This is a genomic window from Nocardioides sp. L-11A, assembly GCA_029961745.1.
Classification (GTDB): Bacteria; Actinomycetota; Actinomycetes; order Propionibacteriales; family Nocardioidaceae; genus Nocardioides.
In genome coordinates this window covers 5,406,215-5,426,175 of the sequence record CP124680.1, presented here as the reverse complement: position 1 = coordinate 5,426,175, position 19,961 = coordinate 5,406,215, and the positions used below count along the sequence as shown (strand labels likewise).

Below are 19,961 nucleotides of genomic sequence, written 5' to 3'. Positions count from 1 at the left end.
GCCGGCTAGCCGGGTGGCGCGAAGGAGGTCAGCTGCGGCTTCTCGTAGAGCGCGCGCAGCCGCTCGTAGCGGAACCGGTTGAGCGCCAGCGGGTCCAGCAGCAGCCAGCGGGGCAGCCACCGGCGGGCGGCGCGGATGAGGAGCAGGTAGAGGTCGAGCTCGCGCTGGCGGCGCCGGGTCCAGCGCACGCCGAGCAGCTCGCGCATCCGGGGATGGGCCGCGCCCTGCGCGCACACCTTCGCCGGTCGGCCGAGGACCGGGGTCAGGACCCGCCACAGCGGGGTGATCGCCCGCTGCAGCCAGCGCGGCCCGACCAGGGTCGGCACGGGGAGCCGGTCGAAGGTCGCGTCGGCCCACCGGAGGAACTCGTTGTCGGCGAGCACCGTGGCCGCGACCTCGTCGTAGTACGCCGCCGCCTCGGCCGCGGTCGGGGGGATCCGGGCCTGCTCGCTGGGCAGGTCGAAGTCCGCGAGGTGCAGGATCGTGCGGTAGGCGACCTCGACCTGCTCGGCGGTGAGCTGCCCGCGGTAGGTCGTGACATAGCCGGTGTGGAAGACGAGCAGGCTCGTCGTACCGACCCACTTCCACAGGGCTGGGTTCATCGCGCTGTAGCGCTCGCCCGCGAAGTGGCCCTGCCCGCGCCCGCGGACCTGGCCGTGCAGGTCCTTGAGGCGCTGCGCCGTGGCCCGCCGGTCGGCGTCGTCGCCGAAGAGCAGCAGCGGGCCCCACAGGCCGCTGCGGATCCCGCGGTCGGTGAAGTTCTGCGCGAACCGGCCCGTGGCGTCGACGGCCGCCGCGACCTCGCGGTAGGCGACCTGGTCGAGCGCGAGTCGTCCGAACAGGGCGAAGGCGGCCGGGGTGCCGAGCCAGGCACGGACGTCGGCGGCCACCTCGTGGTGCGGCTGCGAGGGGTGCCACGGGGGCACGGCCGGGGGATCGGACTGGGGATCGGACTCGGGATCGGACTGGGGATCGGACTGGGGATCGGACTGGGGATCGGACATGGCGGGAGCTCCTCGTCGCGAACTGTCAACACTCGTTGACAGATCCATTCACCCATCGGTCAACACCCGTGTCAAGATGTCCGGGTGACGGATCGGCTGACGGATCGGGCGGGCGCGCGGCGGTACGGCGGGCGCGCTGCTGAGGAGCGGGTCGCCGAGCGTCGCGGCCGGCTGCTCGCCGCCGGTCTGGAGCTGATGGGCACGCGCGGCGTCGCCGGGACCACGGTCCGGGGCGTCGCGGAGGAGTCGGGGCTGGCCGCCCGGTACTTCTACGAGAGCTACGCGAACATCGAGGAGCTCCAGCTCGCCGTGTTCGAGCGGATCGCCGGCGAGGCCGCGGCCCGGTCGGTCGCGGCGGTGGCGGCGGCGCCGTCCGACGTGCGCGCCCGCACCCGGGCGGTGCTGGCCGAGATGGTCGACCTCTTCCTGGAGGACCCCCGCAAGGGACGGATCGCGCTCCTCGAGTCGATCACCTCGCCGGTGCTCGGCCCGCGGGTGCTGGAGGAGTCGCGGCGCTTCGCGGGGATGCTCGCGGCGACCGCGTCCTCGGGCGACCCGGCCGGGTCACCTGAGGGGCTGCCGGTGGAGCTGCGGCTGACCGCGCAGTTCCTCATCGGCGGCGTGGCCCACACGCTCGGAGCGGCGCTGCAGGGTGATATCGCGGTCGAGCGCGACCGGCTGGTCGACGTCCTGGTGGATCTGTTCCTGACCGTGAACGGCGCGGCCCTCAGGCCGTGACCGGCTCCGCCGCGAGCAGCTCGCGCACGCGGGGGACCACCTCGGTGCCGTAGAGCTCGATGCTGCGCAGCAGCTGGTCGTGCGGCATCGTCCCGTTGCTGTACTTCAGGTCGAAGCGCTGGATGCCCAGCGCACGCACGGCGGCGGCGATCTTGCGCGCCACTGTCGCGGGGGAGCCGACGAACAGCGCTCCGTGGTCGACCTCGGCGTCGTACTGCTCGCGGGTGGCGGGTCCCCAGCCGCGCTCGGCGCCGATCCGGTCGCGGTTGGCCTTGAAGTGCGGGAACAGCAGCTCGCGCGCCTCGTCGTCGGAGTCGGCCACGAAGCCGGGGGAGTGCACGCCGATCGGGCGCGCCGGGAGCTCGAACTCGGCGAGGGCGCGGCGGTAGAGGTCGGTGAACGGCGCGAAGCGCGCCGGCTCGCCGCCGATGATCGCCAGCATCAGCGGGAAGCCGTAACGGGCGGCGCGGACGACCGACTCGGGCGAGCCGCCGACGCCGATCCAGGTCGGGATCGAGCCGCGCTCGGTCGTCGGGTAGACGCGGACGTCGCGCAGCGGGGCGCGCAGCTCGCCGCGGTCCCAGGTCACCGTCCCCTCACCCTGGAGCGCGGCCCACAGGTCGAGCTTCTCGGTGAACAGCCGCTCGTAGTCGCCCAGGTCGTAGCCGAACAGCGGGAACGACTCGGTGAAGGAGCCGCGACCGAGGGTGATCTCCGCGCGTCCGCCGGACAGCGCGTCGAGGGTCGCGAAGCGCTCGTAGACCCGGACCGGGTCGTCGGAGCTGAGCACCGTGACCGCCGTACCGAGGCCGATCCGCTCGGTGCGGGCGGCGATGGCGGCCAGCACCATGTCGGGGGCGGAGACGGCGAAGTCGTCGCGGTGGTGCTCGCCGATGTTGAAGACGTCGAGGCCCACCTGCTCGGCGAGCACGCCCTGCTCGACGATGGTGCGGATGACCGCCGGGTGGCCGAGTCGTTCGCCCGTCGCCGGGTCGACGGTGACGTCACCGAAGGTGTCGAGGCCGAACTGCAGGTCGTGCGGCCCGGGGTCCGGCTCATTCACCGCCGGCGGCCTTCGCGGCGTCCACGTCGAAGTCGCGGACCGCGGCGATGACCTGCGCCAGCGCCGGCGCGGGCAGGGCGCCGGCCTGGGAGAACACCAGGGTGCCCTTCTTGAAGGCCATCAGGGTCGGGATCGAGGTCACCTTGGCGGCCGCCGCCAGCTGTTGCTCCTCCTCGGTGTTGACCGAGCCGAACACCAGGTCGCCGTGCTCCTGCGCGGCGTCCTCGTAGATCGGGGCGAAGTTGCGGCACGGGCCGCACCACGACGCCCAGAAGTCGACGAACACGATCTCGTTGTCGAGGACCGTCTGCTCGAAGTTGCCGGCGGTGAGGTCGATGGTGGACATGTCTACTCAACGCTTCCCGAGCGGGATTGTTCCCCGATTGCGGTCGACGCCGCCGGAGATGCCGGGGACCGAGCCGCGGTCGTCGTACTGCCACACGGCCCAGGCGCGGACCGGCGGACGGTCACCGAGGCGGCGTACCCACTGCGGGTGGTCGGCCAGGTCGTCGGCGAACCCGAAGCGCTCCTCGAACTCCGGGTAGAGGTAGACCAGCGTCGGCATGCCCAACTGCTCATCGACCGTTGTGAGGAACTCCCGGATCTCCGCGAGCAGGCGCGCCGCCGGGGGCGGCTCGGCACAGCTGCCCGCCAGCTCCAGGTCGACGGCGGGCGGCAGGTCCGGGTCCCGGTCGGCGCCGAGCACGGCGAGGAAGTGCTCGGCCTGGTCGGTGCCGTCGCTGCAGAGCTGGAAGTAGTGGTAGCCGGCGACCGCCACGCCCGCACGCTCGGCGGCCGCCCGGTGCGCCGCGAAGCGCGGGTCCGTGAACCCGGTGCCCTCGGTCGCCTTGAGGTAGGCGAACCGGATCCCGGCCCCTGCCACCCGCGGCCAGTCGATCGGGCCCTGGTGGTGGGAGGCGTCGATGCCCTCGACGAGCGCGGGCTCGGGGGAGGGTGTCGGCGCGGGCGGCGGGGTCGTCGCCGCGGTGGGTGTGCTCGTCGGGGCGGAGGTCGTCGGGGCGGAGGTCGCCGGGGCGGGCGCGTCGTCGCCGCAGCCCGCGAGCGACAGCAGGGCCACGCAGGCGGTCGTGGTCACCAGGCTCCTCACGCGGTCCAGCCAACCATCTTGTCGGTGATCCACCGCGATCCGGTCCGGTCGCCCTCGGCCGCGCGGAGGCGGCGGCTAGCCTCCTGTCATGGAGACCGCGCGGACCACCCACGTCCTGGTGGACGGGGAGAACATCGACGCGACGCTGGGTACGTCGATCCTGGGTCGGCGTCCGCGTCCCGAGGAGCGCCCGCGGTGGGAGCGGCTGCTGCAGTATGTCGAGCGGCAGTGGGGTCAGCCGACCAACGGACTGTTCTTCCTGGCGGCCAACAGCGAGCTGCCGATGTCGTTCGTGCAGGCGCTGCTGGCGATCGGCTACCGACCGATCCCGCTGTCGGGCGGCGCGAACCAGAAGGTCGTCGACATCGCCATCCAGCGCACGCTGGAGGAGCTGAAGAGCCGCGAGGCCGACGTCGTCCTGGTCAGCAACGACGGCGACTTCGTCGAGCAGGTCGAGAACGTCCTCGACGGCCGCCGGGTCGGCCTGGTCGGGTTCACCGAGTTCCGCAACAGCGCCTTCGCGCAGCTGACCACCCGCGGCCTGGAGTTCTTCGACCTCGAGTACGACGTCAACGCGTTCAACGAGCGACTGCCGCGGGTCCGGATCATCCCGATCGACGAGTTCGACCCCACGCAGTTCATCTGAGCCGAGCGTGTCGGAGACAATCGACCCGTCGCATCTGAACCTCTGAGAGCCGCCGACCCGGCGCGTTCAAACGCGCCGGGTCGGTGACGACGGGGTTCCCTCGGGCCGTCGGGCATAGTGGCCGGATGAGGCTCCTGGTTCTCGGCGGCACCCAGTTCCTCTCCCGCGCGGTGGCGGCGGAGGCCGCGCAGCGCGGGCATGAGGTGGTGTGCGCCAACCGCGGTCGGTCCGGCACCGCCCCGCCGGGGGTGACCACGGTGCGCTGGGACCGGGCGGAGCCGGCGCCCGCGGAGCTGACCGACGGGGCGCCGTACGACGCCGTGGTCGATGTGTCCCGCATGCCCTCCCACGTACGCCGCGCCCTGGCCGCCGTCCACGACGCCCACAGTCCCGGCGCGCACTGGGTGTTCGTCTCCACGGTCTCGGTCTACGCCGACGACGCCGACCCGGCCGGTCCCGGGGCCGGCCGGCTCAAGGCCGCGATCGAGGAGGACCTCGACCCGATGGCCGACGTCGAGAGCTACGGCGGGATGAAGGTCGCCTGCGAGCGGATCGTCCTCGACGCCGTACCCGGCGCCGCCGTCGTGCGGCCCGGCCTGATCGTGGGCCCCGGCGACCCGAGCGGCAGGTTCGCGTACTGGGCGCGCCGCTCGGCCGCCACCGGCGACGTCCTCGCCCCCGGACGACCGGAGGACCTCGTGCAGGTGATCGACGTCCGCGATCTGGCCACCTGGATCGTGGCCCTCGCCGAGGACCGCACCGGCGGGACGTACGACGCCGTCGGTCCCGCGGTCCCGATGCGCGAGCTGCTCGCGGCGTGCCTGCCCGACGCCCGACTCGTCTGGGTTGACCAGGAGTTCCTCGAGGCCGCGGGCGTCGAGCCGTGGTCGGGACCCGACAGCATCCCGGTCTGGCTGCCCCGGCCGGCGTACGACGGCATGCTCGCCCACGACGCCGGGCCGGCCCTCGCCGCGGGACTCGCGCCGCGCCCGGTCGGGGCGACCGCCCGCGACACCCGTGCCTGGCTCGACGCCGACCCGGCGGCGCGGATCACCGGCATCACCACCGAGCGGGAGGCCGAGCTGCTGGCCCGCTGGAGCGCCCGGTCGTGACGGGCAGCCGTTCCCGCTGACCGACGCCGACGGCGCGCTGCACGGACCGTTCGGCCCGATGCTGCTGCGCCCCGGCCTCGGCATGCCGCTCCAGGAGCTCGGCGCCGCGATCCGCTACCAGGGCGCGCTGACCGCGCGCGAGCGTGAGATCGCCATCCTCGCCGTGGCCGCGTCGACCGCCTCGGAGTTCGAGGCGTGGGCGCACGAGCGGGTCGCGGCCGCGATCGGCCTGGAACCCGCCGAGATCGCGGCGATCGCGGACGGCACCTTCGGCGGCCACGACGCGCGGGAGCGGTGCTGCTGCGAGCTCGCCGGCCGGCTGGCGCGCCGTGGGAGCCTCGACGACGCGGCGTTCCGGGAGGCCACGGCCGTGCTCGGCCCGGCCGACCTGTCCGAGCTGGTCGCCCTGGTCGGCTACCACGCGACCCTGGCCCTCGTGCTCGACGTCTTCGACGTGGGGGTGCCCGCCGATCCGGAGGCGGGGCGGCGGCACTAGCATCGCCCGGTGCTTCGCATCGCCACCGCCAACATCAACGGCATCCGCGCTGCCCATCGTCGCGGCTTCGGTGACTGGCTGGCGACCCGCGGCTGCGACGTCGTGACCCTGCAGGAGGTCCGCTGCCCGGTCGACGCCCTGCCGGAGGGGGCGTTCGGCGACTACGAGGTGGCGTACGACGCCGGCGAGATCGCCGGGCGCAACGGGGTCGCCGTGCTGACCCGGGAGCCGCCCGCGGCCGTGCGCACCTGGTCGGTGCCCGCTCCGGGCCGGCCGCTGCAGCGGGAGCTGCGCCACCATGCGACCGAGGGGCGCTACGTCGAGGTCGACCTGGCCGGCGTACCGCTGACCGTGGCGAGCCTGTATCTCCCCAAGGGCGGGCTCCCCGCCCACCTGCAGGACCCGAGGCGGATGCGCGAGGCGCCCGACGGCGGGGCGAAGTACCACCGGAAGATGGCGTTCCTGGCCGGCTTCGCCCGGCACCTGACGGGCTCGCGCCGGGCGGCCGTCGCCGCGGGCCGGGAGTTCCTGCTCACCGGCGATCTCAACATCGCCCACGCGCGGGCGGACGTCGCCAACTGGCGGCGCAGCAACCAGGTCGAGGGCTTCCTCCCCGAGGAGCGGGCCTGGCTCGACGCCCAGCTCACGCCGCGCACCCTGGTCGACGTCGTCCGGCGGCTGCATCCCGACGTCGAGGGCCCGTACTCCTGGTGGAGCTGGCTCGGCCAGGCCTACGCCAAGGACACCGGGTGGCGGATCGACTACCATCTCGCGACCCCCGCGTTGGCCCGCGCCGCGGTGTCCGCCGTCGTGGACCGGGAGCACGCCGGCATCCGGCTCAGCGATCACGCGCCGGTCGTGGTCGACTACGCATTCAGCTGACCCGGCGCTCGCCGGCGACCGGTACGACGCTCACGGCGACCAGCGGGAGGGCCGCGGCCAGGGCATAGGTCGCGCCGTACCCCCAGGCGGTGATGGTCAGCCCGGCGAGTGGCGGGACGGCGACCGCGACGACGTGCTGCGCGGTGTTCTGCACGCCGAGGGCACGCCCGGACCAGAACGGACCGGCCCGCTCGGCGACAGCGGTGTAGGCGAGGCCGTTGTCGGCGACGGTGATCGCGGAGGCCGCCACGAGCAGTGCGACGGCGGCCATGGACACCAGCGTCGAGCCGTTCGCGTCCGTGGCGGCCACGCCGAGCAGCGCCATCGTGCCCGCGGCGAGGAGGGCGACCGTGCGCATCGGGCGCATCCGGCTGCCGGCCAGGTCCGAGATCCAGCCCACGCCGACCCGGGCGGCGGCACCGGCGAGCTGGGTGCCGGCGACGACCAGGCCGGCGACGCCCGGCGACCAGCCGAGGTCGTCCACGAGCCAGGTCAACCCGAAGGTCCACACCAGGAACTGCGGGACGACCAGGAGCACCGAGGCCGCGTGGATCCGGGTGAGATAGCTGTCGGTGCGGTACGGGTTGGCGACGGTCCGTCCCGCGACGGCCGGCGGGCGTGGCGGGTCGAGGACGACGATCGCGACGTAGGCCGCGACCGCGAGCGACGCGGCGGTCGGCACCCACAGCGCCGGGCCGATGCCGTGGTGGCGGGCGATGACCGCGACCGTCGCGGCCGCGATGCCGACCCCGAGGGGCTGTCCCGTCTGCCGGATCCCCATCGCGATCCCGCGCCGCTCCGGTGGGAACCAGCCGACGACGACCCGGCCGGACGCGGAGTTCGTGGCCGCGGCGCCGATGCCCGCGAAGCCCAGCGCCGCCGCCATCGGCCACGGCTGCGCGAGGGCGGCCGCCGCGGCGCCGCCCGTCGCCGTCACCAGCAGGCCCGCCAGCAGCGCGAACCGCTCGCCGCGCCGGTCGACCACCAGCCCCCACAGGACGAGGGTGCACATCATCCCGGCCATCGCCGCGGCGGCGACGAGCCCGGCCTCGGCGAGGCTCATGCCGTACCCGCCCGCGGCGCGGGGGCGGTGCAGCTCCGGGATCAGGAAGCTCGGCGCCGTCACCATCGCGGACGTCGCCGCCTGGGCCCCGGTGCCGGCCGCGAGCATCGCCCAGCGGCGGGCGGCCGAGATCGTCCGCTCCTGCGCACTGGACGGTACGGCGGCTCGACTCACGCCTCAAGTCAAGCAGCGCTGTCCGGAGAGTGAGATCGAGGTCTCGTCATTTGAGATGGTGAGGCCCCGGGCGACACGGCACCGCCGGGCTCGACCGTCCGCGATCGCCTCGGCGGCCCCCCGACCTCTCCGTCTCCGGGGAGGCGCCGCGTCCTCCCGGGGCCGTCGCCAAGCCTAGGTCCGGTCGCCGCCTCCGGGTCGGTCGTGCATCGGTTGTCCCCGATTTTGGGGAGAACGAGCCACCGAAGGCCCGGTGGAGCTCCGGATCGAGGACGCTGGCGGTGCTGCGCCCAGCAGCTCTGGCAGCACCGAGGAAGGCCACGCCGATGACACCATCTCCCGTCGGGACCGGGGCTCCCGAGCCCGGACCCGCGCTCAGCGCCGAGGAGGCCCGTGGGGTCATGGACGAGCTGACGACGCTGATCGGAGATGCACTCGGCCGGCCGGTTCGGATCGTGCTCGGCTCCGCCGTGCCGCCGGCGGACACCCCGGTCTTCCACGCGTACGACGGCAGCGGGGCCGCAGTCGCTGTCGCACGCTGGGCGCTCGACCCGGTCGGGGCGCGGCACGTGCTCGACGAGGCCGCCGTCCTCGCGACCGTCGCGGAGGCGGCCGAGCAGGGCTCACCCCTGGTCGCGCCCCGGCTGATCGCCCTCACCACGCGGCGCGGTCGGCCGCTCCTCGTCCGGGAGACGGGCGTGCCGTCGTACCGGACCCGGGCGCCGGGCCGGGAGGCGCTGCTCGCGGCGGAGCGGGCGGTGGCCCGCATGGTGGCGCCCGCGGATCTCGACCGGTCGTACGCGACCGAGCTGCGCGCCGTCCTCGAGGGCCTGGAGCCATCGTCGCTGACCGAGCGTCTGACCACCACGTTCGGGCTGCTCGCCGAGCGCCACGACCTCGAGAGGCTGTCCCGTGGCGCCTGGCACGGCAACTGGTCGCCGGCCACGACCGCCGCCTGCGCCGCCGGCGGCGGTCGGGTGCTCGCCTGGGGCTGGGAGCGGTTCGCGGTGAATCGTCCGCTCGGCTTCGACACCCTCCACTTCCGGCTGGTGCAGCTACGTCGCGTCGGCCGGTCCAGCGGTGCCGGAGCCGCGCTGGTGCGGGAGGCGCCGCAGCTGCTGGCCGCCTGGCAGGTCCGCCCCGAGGATCGCGCCTGCGTGGCGCGGCTGCTCCTCCTGGAGCTGGCGGCGCGGGAGATCGCGGAGGTCGGGACCCGGCACGCGCCGGTCTCCTGGGCGGCCGACTGGCTGGCCCCCACGCTGTACAGCGCCTGACCCCGGATCCACCGTTCCGGCTCCCCACCGGGCGTTCCGCTGCCACGATGGTTGTGGCCGTCGGGACGGGGGTACGCCATGGAGGTGGACACGGTCCTGTCGCGCACCCTCCAGCTGATCGCCGAGGGCGTACGGGAGTTCGCGGGCTTCGACCTCGCCGCCGTGAGCCTGGTCGGCGACGGCCTGCTCCACACCGTCACGGTCGTCGGCGACGACGAGGCGATCGCCCGTCTGGTCGACCTGCGCGCGCCTGTGGAGCTGGTCGAGCGCGAGCTGGAGCCGGCCGAGGTCTGGGGCGACCTGCGGTTCCTGCCGGCCGAGCGCGCCGGTGGTCACCTGACCGGCCACGAGTGGGTGCCCGACGTCGTCGTGCTCGACGCACCCGACGCGTGGCACCCCGACGACCTGCTGTGCGGACTGCTCCGCGACGACGACGGGGTCCTGCGCGGCCTGCTCTCCGTCGACCTGCCGCGCAACGGCCGGCGTCCCGACCCGGCCCAGCGGGAGACGCTGCAGATGTACGTCCGGCTGGCTGAGCGGGCGCTGGTCACCGCCCTGGAGCGTGGCGACCTGGAGGTGCGCGTCGAGCGGGAGCATGCGGTCGCGGAGTACCGCCGGACCATCATCGACGTGCTGTCCCACGAGCTGCGCGGCACGGCCGCGGCGATCGGCAACACGGTCGAGGTGCTGCGGCGCCGTACCGGACTCGACCCGACGACGCGGTCCGCGCTGGACGCCGTCGACGGCGGCGCGAACCGGATCACCTCCGTCGTCGACGACATGTCAGCGCTGGCGAAGCTCGGCCGCCCGGGCATCGCGCTGCGGGTGGCGCCGACCGATCTGGGCGCGATCGTCCGCGACGTGGTCGGCTTCCACGACGGCGCCGCCCGGCTCCGGGACGTGAGCGTCTCACTGGAGGTCAGCGGCACCACCGTCGTGCTCGGCGACCCGGAGGATCTCGACCGGATGGTGACCAACCTGCTCTCCAACGCCGTCAAGTACACCGATCCCGGCGGTGCGGTGCGGGTGCGGGTCACCGGTCCCGACGGCGCCGATCCGGCCCACGCGTCGGGGGTCGTCCTCGAGGTGGCCGACACCGGCATCGGCATCGGCGCGGCCGACAGCGAGCACGTCTTCGAGGAGTTCTTCCGCTCGCGCGACGGCGCGGTACGCCGCCGGCCGGGTGTCGGTCTCGGCCTGGCCATCGTCGAGCGGATCGTCACCCTGCACGACGGCTCGGTGCGCGTCGCCTCGACGCTCGGCGAGGGCGCCACCTTCACCGTCGAGCTGCCCGCGAGCGACGTACCTGCGGATTCCGGGCTCGCGCGGCGGGAGGCCGGTTGATAATCGGAGGTGTGGGAACCTGCTCCGTCCCGCCCGGCGGGCGTCGATGACCAGGGCGGCGCGCGGTGGGGCGCGGATCGTCCTCGTGGAGGACCACGTCCTGTTCGCCGAGTCCCTCGAGCTGGCCCTCGACCTGGAGGGCCACGACGCGTCGAGCGTCTCCCCGAACGCCTTCACCTCCGCCCAGGCGCTGCTCAGCCGGGTCCTGCGGCTGCGGCCGGGGGTCGTGCTGCTCGATCTCGACCTCGGGGCGTTGGGCGACGGCCGGCTGCTGATCGCGCCCCTCGTCGAGTCCGGCGCCCAGGTCGTCGTCGTCACCGCGGCCACCGACCGTGCGCGCTGGGGGGAGTGCCTCGCGCTGGGCGCCCGGCGGGTGCTGCCCAAGTCCGGGTCGCTCAACGAGATCCTCGCGACCATCCGCCGCCTCGACCAGGGACTGCCCGTCCTCTCCGCCGACGAGCGGAACGCGCTGATCGCCCTGGCGCGCCAGCAGAGCCGTGAGCGCGCCGACGCCCGCGAACGGCTGGAGCGGCTCACGCCGCGGGAGGGTGAGGTGCTCGGCCGGCTGATGCGGGGCGAGACGGTCCGTGAGATCGCCGCGCGCTTCGTCGTCTCCGACGCGACCGTACGGACCCAGGTGAAGTCGATCCTGGCCAAGCTCGCGGTGTCCTCGCAGATCGCGGCCGTGGGTCTGGCGAACCGCGCCGAGTGGCAGCCGCCGGGGGGTGGCGGCGCGGCGGGTGCATGAATCGCCGGTCGACCGGTGATTCCGGCACTTGTCGGGCGTTGCAACGCCCGACAAGTGACAGTTTCGCCGGTCGACCGGCGATTCCGACAACCCCTCAGTACCCGCTCGGAACGATCGCCGAGATGACCGTGCCGTCGGCGCGCTGGATCCCGGCCGGGTACGGCGGCTCCCCGTCCCGGCGCGGACCCTGGTGCTCGAGCGGCACGACCACCGGCGCGCCGGGGGCGACCTTGACCAGCTCGTCGCGCACCGAGAACATGACCGGCCCGGTGCCGTGCTCGACGTACAGCTCGAGCTCGGCCGGGCGGACGGTGACCCGGACCCGGGTGCCGTGCAGGGTCACCCGGTAGACCAGCGACGACCACTCGTCGGGCAGCCGCGGGTCGAGCTGCCACTGCTGGTCGCCGACGCCGGAGCCGCGGTCGCGGAAGCCGCCGAAGCCGCCGACCAGAGCGCTCCACACGCCGCCGGTCGAGGCGACGTGGACGCCGTCGGCGGTGTTGTTGTGCCGGTCGGCGAGGTCGACGAACAGCGCCGCGTGGAAGTACCGCAGGGCGAGCTCGTGGTAGCCGACCTCCGCCGCGACGATCGACTGCACGACGGCGGACAGGGTGGAGTCGCCGGTGGTGATCGGGTCGTAGTACTCGAAGTCCGCCTGCTTCTGCGCCGGGGTGAAGTCCTCGCCGTGCAGGTAGAGCGCGAGCACGACGTCGGCCTGCTTGAGCACCTGGAACCGGTAGATCACCAGGGGGTGGTAGTGCAGCAGCAGCGGCCGGTTGTCGAGCGGCGTGTTCTCCAGGTCCCACATCTCCCGTTCGAGGAAGTGCCGGTCCTGCGGGTGGATGCCGAGGAAGGAGTCGAAGGGGACGTACATGCCGTCGGCGCAGGCGGCCCACTCGTCGGGTTCGTCCGAGGTGAGACCGGTACGTCGGACCAGGGCCTGGTACGCCGGCGGGCTGTCGCGCTGCAGCTCCCACACGGCACGGGCGGCGCGGCGCAGGTTGAAGCGCGCGAGGACGTTCGTGTACAGGTTGTCGTTGACGACGGTGGTGTACTCGTCGGGCCCGGTCACGCCGTGGATGTGGAAGGTGCGGCGGGTCTCGTCCCTCCAGAACCCCAGGTCGGCCCACATCCGCGCGGTCTCGACGAAGATGTCGACCGCCTCACGGGCGAGGAACTCGTCGTCGCCGGTCGCGCCGACGTACTGGCTCAGGGCGTAGGCGATGTCCGCGTCGATGTGGTACTGCGCGGTGCCGGCCGCGTAGTACGCCGACGCCTCCTGCCCGCTGATCGTGCGCCAGGGGAAGAGCGCGCCCTTCTGGGAGAGCTCCCGGGCCCGCTCCCGCGCGCTGTCGAGCAGGTTGTAGCGGAACCGCAGGGCGTTGCGCGCCGCCCACGGCATCGTGTACGTGAGGAACGGCATCACGTAGATCTCGGTGTCCCAGAAGTAGTGACCGCCGTAGCCCGATCCGCTCACGCCCTTGGCCGCGATGCCCTGACCCTCGGCCCGAGCCGAGGCCTGCAGCACCGAGAAGAGGTTCCAGCGGATCGCCTGCTGCAGCGCGGGCTGACCGGCCACCTCGACGTCCGCGCGCGCCCAGAAGGCGTCCAGCCAGGCCCGCTGGCCGGCGTACTGGTGCTCCACGCCCTCCTCGCGGGTGCGTGCGAGGGTCCGCTCGCAGCGGTCGATCAGCTCGCGGGGCGGAACCGAGACGGCGGTGTGGAAGGCGACGAGCTTGGTGAGCCGCACGGGGACGCCGGGCTCGGCGGCGATCCGGTAGATCGCCTTGGCGAGGTCCTCCTCCGCCTGCACGTCCATCGAGTAGGGCGCGTCGGTCTCCAGCACGTGGTCGGCGACAACGCCGAGCGTCATCCCGCTCTGCGCGGTGCGGTAGCCCAGCTTCAGGCGGCCGGTCTCCGGGTCGGCCTCGTGGATCCGCGGCTCGAGCACCCGCCGGTCGAAGTCCTCGGCCCGCCGGGGATCGGCGGTGCTGCCGCCGCTCTGGTCCAAGGGGCTGGTCTCGCGCTGCTCGTCTTGTCGGTTGACCAGCTGGGAGGAGATCGCCAGGGAGGCGCGCTGGTCGAGCAGGGTGACCTCGAAGGTGAGGACGGCGAGGTGCCGCTGCTCCAGCGGCACCATCCGGGTGCTCCGGACCCGGACCCGCTTGCCTCCCGGCGTGCGCCACAACAGGTCGCGGTGCAGGACGCCGGTGCGGAAGTCCAGCGCCCGCTCGTACTCCAGCAGGTCCGCGACCGAGACCTGCAGCGGCTCGTCGTCGACGTAGAGCCGGATCACCTTCGGGTCCGGCACGTTGACGATGGTCTGTCCGATCCGGGCGAAGCCGTAGGCCTCCTCGGCATGGGAGATCGGCCAGGTCTCGTGGAAGCCGTTGATGAAGGTGCCGTCGAGATGGGCGTCCCGGCTCTCGGAGTAGTTGCCGCGCAGCCCGAGGTAGCCGTTGCCGACGGTGAACAGCGACTCCGTCGTGCCGAGATCGGACGCGTCGAAGCGGGTCTCCACCAGGCGCCACTCGTCGACGGGGAAGCGGGTGCGGTCGAGCGGGTCCTCGACCGGCGGTGCCTTGTGGGACGGGCCCTCGGGTGCGTTCATCGGCTCTCCTCGTCGGGCGTGTCGTCGGGCGTGTCGTCGGGTGTGGTCAGGGCAGCAGGTCGGCGAGATCCGGTACGACGACGTCGGCTCCCGCCGCGCGCAGCGCCTCCGCGCCCGCGCCGCGGTCGACGCCGATCACCAGCCCGAAGCCGCCGGCGTGACCGGCGGCGACCCCGTTGATGGCGTCCTCGAGGACGACCGAGCGGGCGTCGGTCGCGCCGAGCGTCCGGGCCGCGTGGGCGAAGGTGTCGGGGGCGGGCTTGCCCGGCAGGCCGAGCTCGGCGGCGAGCCCGCCGTGCATGACGAAGGAGAAGCGGTCGCTCAGCCCGGCCGCCGCCAGCACGGCCGGCGCGTTGCGCGAGGACGACACCACCGCCATCGGCACACCACGGCGGTGCAGCTCGTCGAGGAGCCGGACCGAGCCCGGGTAGGGCGTGACCCCGTCGGAGGTGAGGATCTGGTTGAAGACGTCGTTCTTCCGGTTGCCCAGACCGCACACCGTCTCCGCGGTGGGCGGGTCCGCCGGGGTCCCCTCCGGCAGGGTGATCCCGCGCGACCCGACGAACGACCGGACGCCGTCGTAGCGCGGCTTCCCGTCGACGTAGGTGAAGTAGTCCTGCTCGGTGTACGGCGGGTACGCCACGTGGTCGGCGGCGGCGCGCGCGGTCAGGAAGGCGGTGAACATCGCCTCCCACGCGTGCATGTGCACCTCGGCCGTCGGTGTGACCACCCCGTCGAGGTCGAACAGCACCGCATCCCAGGCATCCCAGTCCACTTGTGTCCGAGGCACCTCCCCAGGCTAACGGCGTGGACCTCAGGGTCGGGTCAGGGACGCGATCCGGGTCACACCGGATTCGCCAAGGCGTCTCGTCTGATGAAATGGACCCATGCGCATCCCCCTCTTCGACTCGCTGCTCCGGCCTGTCCTGGACCCCGTGCTCGGTCCGGCGAAGCAGCGGATCGGCATCTGGCTGCTCAACCGGACCATGCGCAACGGCATCGACCTGCGCAAGCTGCGCTTCCTGCCCGACGCCTTCACGCTCCCGCTGCGCCGCGACGGGCTCGACCCGGTGCCCGAGCTCTCCGAGGTGCAGGCCGAGGAGCCGGTGAAGAAGCTCGCCGACCTGTTCGGCAAGGGGGTCTGGCTGGTCAGCGGGTACGACGCGGCGCGCGACGTGCTCGCCGGCGGTGCGGACGTGTGGTCCAACGACCTCGGCCAGTTCGTGTCGCAGGAGGGACGCTCCGAGGAGGAGCAGATCGGCGGCCTCGGCATGACCGACCCGCCGCTGCACACCACGCTGCGTCGCTACCTCACCCCCGAGTTCACGATGCGTCGCCTCGCCCGGCTCCAGCCCGGCATCGAGGCGATCGTCAAGCAGCGCCTGGACGCGATGGAGGAGGCCGGCCGGGGCGGGCGTGCGGTCGACATGGTCGAGGAGTTCGCGTTCGCCGTACCGTTCGACGTGATCTGCGACCTGCTCGGCCTGCCGGTCGACGACCGCGCTCGGTTCCTCGAGCTCGGCGTCGCGCGCTTCGACCTCACCGAGGGCGGCGCGGGCGCGTTCGGCGCCGCTGCCCACACCCGCGAGTTCCTCATCAACGCCGTGCGCGAACAGCGCGCGAACCCCGGCGACGGTCTGATCGGTGCGCTGCTGAAGGAGCACGGCGACGAGCTCGACGACGTCACCCTCGGTGGCATCGCCGACGGCGTCTTCCTCGGCGGCTACGAGACCTCCGCGTCGATGCTGGCGCTGGGCGCCTATCTCATCGCGACCACGCCGAAGGCCGGCGAGATGCTGCGCTCCGACGACGCCGAGCAGGTCAACGGGGTCGTCGAGGAGCTGCTGCGCCACCTGTGCGTCGTCCAGCTCGCCTTCCTGCGCTTCGCCAAGCAGGACGTCGAGATCGGCGGCGTCCTGATCAAGGAGGGCGACGCCGTCGGCGTCTCCCTCCTCGCCGCCAACCGCGACCCGCGCCTGGCGCCCGGTCTCGACACGTTCGACCCGAGCCGCGAGCCCACCCGCCACCTCGCCTTCGGCTGGGGCATGCACCGCTGCGTCGGCGCCGAGCTGGCCCGGATGGAACTGCGGACCGCCCTGCGGATGCTCGCCGAGCGGTTCCCGGACCTGACCATGGCCAGCGACATCTCCGAGCTCGAGTTCCGCAAGCTGTCGGCCGTGTACGGCGTCGAGTCGCTCCCGGTCCACATCGGCGCCGAGCCGGTCGCCGTGTGATCGACCCGTCGCATCTGAACCTCTGAGAGCCGCCGACCCGGCGCGTTTGAACGCGCCGGGTCGGCGCTTGTGGGGCGTTCAGATGCGCCGGGTCGGTGGGACGTAGGGTCGCGGGCGTGAGGATCGTGGTGGTCGGCGCGGACGCCGCCGGGATGAGCGCGGCCCATACGGCGCTGCGGGCGGCGGCGAGCGCGGGCCGCGAGATCGACGTCACCGTCGTGGAGGCGACCGGCCACACGTCGTACTCGGCGTGCGGGATCCCGTACTGGATCGCCGGCGATGTGCCGCGCGGCGAGGACCTGGTCGCCCGGTCCGCACAGGAGCACCGTGCGGCCGGGATCGACCTGCGACTCGGGTCGCGGGCGGTGGCGCTCGACAGCGAGCGGCGCCGGGTGCGGGTCGAGGGACCCGGCGGCGGACCGGCCGACGAGCTGGAGTACGACGAGCTGGTGCTCGCCACCGGCGCCGCGCCGATCGTGCCCGACTGGGCCCGGGCGGCCGACGGCGTACCGGTCGCGGGCGTGCACCCGGTCAAGAACCTCGACGACGGGGCGCTGTGGACCGAGCTCCTGAGCGGCGCGGGCGAGCTCGACGGTCCGTCCCGGGCGGTCGTGGTCGGGGGCGGCTATATCGGGCTGGAGATGGCCGAGGCCCTGATCCGGCGCGGCCTGTCGACCACCCTGATCACCCGGAGCCGGGTGATGAGCAGCCTGGACGCCGACCTGGGCACGGAGATCGAGGACGCGCTGGTCGCCGGCGGGGTCGACCTGCGCACCGGTCGGACGGTCGACCGGCTGGAGACGACGGAGGGCCCGGCCGGTGCGCGGGTCAGCGGGGTCGTGACGGACACCGGCGAGCGGCTCGCCGCCGACGTCGTCGTGCTCGCGATCGGCGTGGAGCCCGCCACTGCGCTGGGCGCCGCGGCCGGGCTGCCGCTGGGCGAGGACGGCGGATACCTGCCCGACCCCGGGGGCCGGGTGGCCCCGGGGATCTGGGCCGCCGGTGACTGCTGCGAGCTCACCCACCGGCTCACCGGGCGCCGGGTCTTCCTGCCGCTGGGCACCCATGCCAACAAGCTGGGCCGGGTGGTCGGCGACAACCTGCTCGGGCGCGACCGGCGCTTCGGGGGCGCGCTCGGGACCGCCATCACCCGCTTCGTCGCCGGCGGCGTGCACCTCGAGATCGCCCGGACCGGACTCTCCAGCGCCGCGGCCACCGAGGCCGGGTACGACGTCGCCGCGCTCGTCACCAGCGGCACCACCGCCAGCGGCTACATGCCCGAGGCCGAGCCGATCCACACGAAGGTGCTCGCCGACCGCGCGACCCGCCGCCTCCTGGGCGTCCAGATCGTCGGCGGGCCGGGCTCGGCGAAGCGGGTCGACGCCGCGGCCGCCGCGCTGTGGGGCGGCCTCGACGTCGACGACCTGGCGGGCATGGACCTGGCCTACGCCCCGCCGTTCGCGACGGTGTGGGACGCGCTGCAGATCGCGGCCCGGCGGCTGGCCGACCGGCTCTGACCGCCGCGCCGTCGTACCGGACGAAACTGTCGCGAGATCGGCCGATCCACGACGGTTTCGTCCGGTACGACGGGGACTACTTGCTCGTGGTGAGCCGGTACTGGCGCACCGACAGCGGCGCGAACACCGCGATGATGAGCACCACCCAGATCAGCGTGTAGGCGACCGGGTTCTGCATCGACCAGGCGTCCGAGCCGGGGCCGACGCCGGTGTTGCCGAACAGGTCGCGGCTGGCCTGGGTGACCGCCGAGACCGGGTTCCACTCGACGAAGGGCTTGAGCACCTTGTTGAACGACTCCGTCGGCACGAACGCGTTGGAGATGAAGGTCAGCGGCATGATCACGATGAAGGAGGCGTTGTTGATGACCTCGACGCTGGGGACCATCAGGCCGACCCAGGCCATCACCCAGCTGATCGCGTAGCCGAAGACCAGCAGCAGCGCGAACCCGGCCAGCGCCTTGAGGGCGCCCTCGTTGATCCGCCAGCCGACGATCAGGCCGGTGAGCGCCATGATGATGAGCGAGAGCACGTTGTAGACGACGTCGGAGGCGGTCCGCCCCACGAGCACCGCGGAGTTGGACATCGGCAGCGACCGGAACCGGTCGATGATGCCCTTCTGCATGTCCTCGGCGAGGCCGGCCCCGGTGAAGGTCGCGCCGAAGACGATGGTCTGGCCGAAGATGCCGGCGATCAGCCACTCGCGGTAGTTGACGCCGGGCGTCTCGATCGCGCCGCCGAAGACATAGGCGAACAGCAGCACGAACATGATCGGGCTGACCAGGACGAACACCAGGATCTCGGGGACCCGGACGATCTTGATCAGATTGCGCTGGGCGACCACCCAGCCGTCGTTGAGGGCCTGGGCCATGGTGCTCACTGCTGCGCCTCCGCGCTCTCGTCGGTGCTGTCGTGTCCGGTCAGGGTGAGGAAGACGTCGTCGAGGGTCGGGCGGCGCAGCCCGACGTCGAGGACCTTCACGGCATCGCGCTCGAAGCCCTGGAGCACGCGGAGCAGGTCGCCCGCGGCGTCCTCGCCGACCGCGGCCGCGAGCTCGCGGCCGCCGCCGTTGACCTTGACCTCGCCGACCGCGACCTCGTTGAGGATCCGCCCCGCCGCCTCGGCGTCGGCGGTGCTGGTGAGCACCACCTCGATCCGCTGGCCTCCGGTCTGTGCCTTGAGCTCGTCGGCGGTGCCGTGGGCGATCTCGCGACCGTGGTCGATGACCACGATGTCGTCGGCCAGGACGTCGGCCTCCTCGAGGTACTGCGTCGTCAGCAGCAGCGTCGCGCCCTCGCCCACCAGCTCGCGGATGACGTCCCACATCAGCTGGCGGCTGCGCGGGTCGAGCCCGGTCGTCGGCTCGTCGAGCACGATCACCGGCGGAGCGGCGACCAGTGCGCCGGCCAGGTCGAGGCGCCGGCGCTGGCCGCCGGAGTAGGTCTTGGTGGGCCGGCTCGCGAACTCGGTGAGGTCGAAGCGCTCCAGCAGCTCCTGCGCGCGGGCCCGTGCCCGGGTGCGGCCGAGGTGGTAGAGCCGCCCGATCATGACCAGGTTCTCGTACGCCGTGAGGTGCTCGTCGACCGCGGCGTACTGCCCCGACAGGCCGATCTTCGCCTTGGCCGCCGCCGGGTCGGCCAGCACATCGATGCCGGCCACCGTGGCGGTGCCGGCGTCGGGCTTCAAGAGCGTGGTCAGGCAGCGCACCGCCGTGGTCTTCCCGGCGCCGTTGGGGCCGAGCAGGGCCAGCACCTTGCCCTCAGGCACGGCCAGGTCGAGCCCGGCGAGGGCCTCGACCTCCTTGTAGCGCTTGACCAGTCCGGTCGCGCGGATCATCGGTTCGCTCATCGCAGCCCCTGCGTCTCCTCGTCTGATGTGTCTCGATCGTCGTTCCCCCGGCGTTGCACACTACGGACCGCCACCGACACCGGAACTCATCGCCGGCTGCGC

General features: G+C 73.3%; 19 protein-coding genes. 10 read left to right on the top strand and 9 right to left on the bottom strand.

Translation table 11 applies throughout. The features are described from left to right. Positions 1 to 5 precede the first annotated feature (5 nt). Positions 6 to 1,004, bottom strand: coding sequence for an oxygenase MpaB family protein (locus QJ852_25950; GenBank protein WGX96576.1), 999 nt, complete (start codon positions 1,002 to 1,004; stop codon positions 6 to 8). Between the two features lie 84 nt (positions 1,005 to 1,088). Between QJ852_25950 and QJ852_25945 the strand changes: the two genes are divergently transcribed. Beyond that, positions 1,089 to 1,742, top strand: coding sequence for a helix-turn-helix domain-containing protein (locus QJ852_25945; protein WGX96575.1), 654 nt, complete (start codon positions 1,089 to 1,091; stop codon positions 1,740 to 1,742). Here QJ852_25945 and QJ852_25940 read toward each other — a convergent pair. The 3 genes from QJ852_25940 to QJ852_25930 are packed head-to-tail and all read right to left on the bottom strand — an operon-like array spanning position 1,732 to position 3,901. Then, the gene (locus QJ852_25940; protein WGX96574.1) at positions 1,732 to 2,805 is read right to left on the bottom strand and encodes an LLM class flavin-dependent oxidoreductase; all 1,074 of its coding nucleotides are present in this window, start codon (positions 2,803 to 2,805) and stop codon (positions 1,732 to 1,734) included. The two genes, QJ852_25945 and QJ852_25940, sit on opposite strands and share 11 nt — an antisense overlap. Further along, positions 2,798 to 3,151, bottom strand: a complete 354-nt coding sequence (gene trxA / locus QJ852_25935) for a thioredoxin (protein WGX96573.1) — start codon at positions 3,149 to 3,151, stop codon at positions 2,798 to 2,800. Before trxA ends, QJ852_25940 begins: the two co-directional genes overlap by 8 nt. A gap of 6 nt (positions 3,152 to 3,157) precedes the next feature. Beyond that, complete coding sequence (locus QJ852_25930) at positions 3,158 to 3,901, bottom strand: GH25 family lysozyme (protein ID WGX96572.1); 744 nt, start codon at positions 3,899 to 3,901, stop codon at positions 3,158 to 3,160. A gap of 100 nt (positions 3,902 to 4,001) precedes the next feature. Here QJ852_25930 and QJ852_25925 point away from each other — a divergent pair, with 100 nt between their 5' ends. The 4 genes from QJ852_25925 to QJ852_25910 all read left to right on the top strand — a co-directional run bounded on the left by QJ852_25925 (position 4,002) and on the right by QJ852_25910 (position 7,049). Further along, positions 4,002 to 4,559 carry an NYN domain-containing protein gene (locus QJ852_25925; GenBank protein ID WGX96571.1) on the top strand — a complete coding sequence of 186 codons (558 nt, stop codon included), beginning with the start codon at positions 4,002 to 4,004 and terminating at the stop codon, positions 4,557 to 4,559. A 125-nt stretch (positions 4,560 to 4,684) separates the two neighbouring features. Continuing rightward, positions 4,685 to 5,671 (top strand): NAD-dependent epimerase/dehydratase family protein, encoded by a 987-nt coding sequence (locus QJ852_25920; protein ID WGX96570.1) that lies wholly within the window; start codon positions 4,685 to 4,687, stop codon positions 5,669 to 5,671. A 58-nt stretch (positions 5,672 to 5,729) separates the two neighbouring features. Beyond that, a complete protein-coding gene (locus QJ852_25915; GenBank protein WGX96569.1) occupies positions 5,730 to 6,167 on the top strand; it encodes a carboxymuconolactone decarboxylase family protein in 438 nt (145 codons plus the stop codon). Between the two features lie 9 nt (positions 6,168 to 6,176). Next, positions 6,177 to 7,049, top strand: a complete 873-nt coding sequence (locus QJ852_25910) for an exodeoxyribonuclease III (protein WGX96568.1) — start codon at positions 6,177 to 6,179, stop codon at positions 7,047 to 7,049. Here QJ852_25910 and QJ852_25905 read toward each other — a convergent pair. Continuing rightward, positions 7,042 to 8,286, bottom strand: a complete 1,245-nt coding sequence (locus tag QJ852_25905) for an MFS transporter (protein ID WGX96567.1) — start codon at positions 8,284 to 8,286, stop codon at positions 7,042 to 7,044. The two genes, QJ852_25910 and QJ852_25905, sit on opposite strands and share 8 nt — an antisense overlap. Before the next feature lie 326 nt (positions 8,287 to 8,612). On the opposite strand from QJ852_25905, the gene QJ852_25900 reads away from it, so the two are divergent. The 3 genes from QJ852_25900 to QJ852_25890 all read left to right on the top strand — a co-directional run bounded on the left by QJ852_25900 (position 8,613) and on the right by QJ852_25890 (position 11,652). Beyond that, positions 8,613 to 9,560 (top strand): hypothetical protein, encoded by a 948-nt coding sequence (locus QJ852_25900; protein WGX96566.1) that lies wholly within the window; start codon positions 8,613 to 8,615, stop codon positions 9,558 to 9,560. Between the two features lie 78 nt (positions 9,561 to 9,638). After that, positions 9,639 to 10,904: a HAMP domain-containing sensor histidine kinase gene (locus tag QJ852_25895; protein ID WGX96565.1), complete on the top strand. Its 1,266-nt coding sequence runs from the start codon at positions 9,639 to 9,641 to the stop codon at positions 10,902 to 10,904. Positions 10,905 to 10,950: 46 nt separating this feature from the next. Next, positions 10,951 to 11,652 carry a response regulator transcription factor gene (locus QJ852_25890; protein ID WGX96564.1) on the top strand — a complete coding sequence of 234 codons (702 nt, stop codon included), beginning with the start codon at positions 10,951 to 10,953 and terminating at the stop codon, positions 11,650 to 11,652. A 94-nt stretch (positions 11,653 to 11,746) separates the two neighbouring features. On the opposite strand, the gene QJ852_25885 is transcribed toward QJ852_25890, so the two are convergent. Together QJ852_25885 and QJ852_25880 are read right to left on the bottom strand one after the other, a co-directional pair. Then, entirely contained in the window at positions 11,747 to 14,263 is a 2,517-nt protein-coding gene (locus tag QJ852_25885) for a glycosyl hydrolase family 65 protein (GenBank protein ID WGX96563.1), read from the bottom strand. A gap of 46 nt (positions 14,264 to 14,309) precedes the next feature. Continuing rightward, entirely contained in the window at positions 14,310 to 15,053 is a 744-nt protein-coding gene (locus QJ852_25880; GenBank protein WGX96562.1) for an HAD-IA family hydrolase, read from the bottom strand. Positions 15,054 to 15,150: 97 nt separating this feature from the next. Between QJ852_25880 and QJ852_25875 the strand changes: the two genes are divergently transcribed. Together QJ852_25875 and QJ852_25870 are read left to right on the top strand one after the other, a co-directional pair. Continuing rightward, complete coding sequence (locus QJ852_25875) at positions 15,151 to 16,497, top strand: cytochrome P450 (GenBank protein WGX96561.1); 1,347 nt, start codon at positions 15,151 to 15,153, stop codon at positions 16,495 to 16,497. 116 nt (positions 16,498 to 16,613) lie between these two features. Then, complete coding sequence (locus QJ852_25870) at positions 16,614 to 18,014, top strand: FAD-dependent oxidoreductase (protein ID WGX96560.1); 1,401 nt, start codon at positions 16,614 to 16,616, stop codon at positions 18,012 to 18,014. A 76-nt stretch (positions 18,015 to 18,090) separates the two neighbouring features. Here the strand turns inward: QJ852_25870 and QJ852_25865 are convergent, their stop codons facing one another. Both QJ852_25865 and QJ852_25860 read right to left on the bottom strand, forming a co-directional pair. Further along, entirely contained in the window at positions 18,091 to 18,882 is a 792-nt protein-coding gene (locus tag QJ852_25865) for an ABC transporter permease (protein WGX99506.1), read from the bottom strand. Positions 18,883 to 18,887: 5 nt separating this feature from the next. Beyond that, complete coding sequence (locus QJ852_25860) at positions 18,888 to 19,859, bottom strand: ATP-binding cassette domain-containing protein (protein WGX96559.1); 972 nt, start codon at positions 19,857 to 19,859, stop codon at positions 18,888 to 18,890. Positions 19,860 to 19,961 lie beyond the last annotated feature (102 nt).